1 protein-coding gene is annotated in these 1,292 nt (G+C 45.4%); it reads left to right on the forward strand.

The window, feature by feature from the left end:
- Positions 1 to 87 precede the first annotated feature (87 nt).
- Positions 88 to 1,250, forward strand: a protein-coding gene (locus RT52_RS17670) for an IS3 family transposase (RefSeq protein WP_156028793.1) whose coding sequence is annotated in 2 segments (ribosomal slippage) — positions 88 to 364 and positions 364 to 1,250 — 1,164 coding nt in all. Because the reading frame shifts where the segments join, the coding sequence is not laid out codon by codon here.
- Positions 1,251 to 1,292: the final 42 nt, after the last annotated feature.

Genomic DNA, 1,292 nt, shown 5'->3' on the forward strand with positions numbered 1-1,292 from the left:
TGGGCTAACCTAAATTTTTGAGACAATATAAAAACACCTTCGCAGTGGTACACTTAAAAAAAGTGCTAGCATCGGAGGTGTTTTTGCGTGGGCAAAAACGTATATTCAAGTGAAGTGAAATGGGCAGTGGTGAAAGACAAACTGAGCGGTGAGTTGACGACTAGAGAGATCATGGAGAAACACGGGATCAAAAACGAATCACAGATCCACACATGGATGAGATGGTATCGGTCCAATGAAATCTATCGATTTGACCAGCCCATCGGGAAGCAATACACCTACGGACTCGGTCCTGATTCCGCCAGTGAGGATGACAAGAGAGAGCGTCAACTATCCCACCTGAAGACGGAGAACGACATCTTAAAAAAATTCATGGAGATCGAAAGAGAGTTGAAAAAGAAATAGCGTTAAAGACTGTAGAGCGCCTGAAGAGCAAATATACGGTCACGACCATCCTACGTGTCCTAGACGTGCCACGGGCAACCTATTACCGTTGGGTCAAAGAACCGGTGAAGCAACCTTCGGTGCTGGAGCAAACAGTCATCGAAGTGTGTAAGCTTACGAAGTATCGATATGGACATCGAAAGATAAAAGCCCTGTTAGAGCAAACCTATGAATTGGCGGCTAACCGGAACACCGTACAAAGAATCATGCAGAAGCACCATCTCCAGTGTCGGATTAAGCCTAAACGGAAATGGAAGTCTCAGGGCGAGAGCATCATCATCGCACCTGACCTTCTCAAGCGAGACTTCACGGCCAGTGAACCAAATAAGAAGTGGGTGACGGACATCACCTATATCCAATACGGGAGCACGACGAAGTACCTCTCCACAATCATCGACCTATTCAACAATGAAATCGTTGCCTATAAGCTATACGAGCATCAACAGACGCCCCTCGTCATCGATACGTTAAAGATGGCGTTGGAGAGTCGGAACAATCCCGAAGGGATCATCATCCATTCGGATCAAGGAAGTGTCTATACATCATATGCCTTTCAAGATTTGGTCAAGAGGAACCATCTGACGAGCAGCATGTCCCGAAGAGGCAACTGTTGGGATAATGCGGTGATTGAATCGTTTCATTCGAATTTGAAGTCTGAGGAGTTCCAGTACGTCAAGTTCAACTCGTTAAGTGACCATGAAGTGCGTGAGCGGGTGGACCATTACTTAACTTACTATAACGAAGAGCGTATCCAAGAAAAATTAGGCTACCTCACACCGATAAAATATGGTGTGGTGGCAGCCTAATAAGGTGTTTTTATTAGTGTCTCATATAGCTAGGTCAGTCTA

This window comes from Exiguobacterium alkaliphilum 12/1 (genome assembly GCF_000714435.1).
GTDB lineage: Bacteria > Bacillota > Bacilli > Exiguobacteriales > Exiguobacteriaceae > Exiguobacterium > Exiguobacterium alkaliphilum.